General features: G+C 39.9%; 1 protein-coding gene. It reads left to right on the forward strand.

Annotated features, from left to right (window positions below; all coding sequences use genetic code 11):
* The coding region (locus tag H3V04_RS10225; protein ID WP_232342678.1) for a hypothetical protein at nucleotides 1–181 on the forward strand (181 nt) is incomplete at its 5' end.
* Nucleotides 182–326 lie beyond the last annotated feature (145 nt).

Genomic DNA, 326 nt, shown 5'->3' on the forward strand with positions numbered 1-326 from the left:
TGATGAAGGAGCATACGTAATATCCACGTTTACTAAAATTAAAGACCAAGAATCAAGAGTAATTACTGGTGGATCAGGAGCAGCAAACAGTACAAACGATAGTGATGCAAGTGCTGATGGCAAAGCTGATACTAAATCTACTACTAGCTCAAAATCGACTGATACAAAGACTGGTAAGTAATTATGGCAACCTTTTTGGAAGTCGATGCCGAGCTTAAACGTACATTAGGCTTCTTGCCAGATGATGAAGCTTTCGATGCTCAATCAGAGGAACGACTTAAAAGCCTGCTAGTTGGTGCTGAACTTTATGTTCAGAATGCAATTGG

It is taken from the genome of Bifidobacterium sp. M0353 (genome assembly GCF_016100645.1).
In the GTDB taxonomy this organism is placed as follows: Bacteria; Actinomycetota; Actinomycetes; order Actinomycetales; family Bifidobacteriaceae; genus Bombiscardovia; species Bombiscardovia choladohabitans.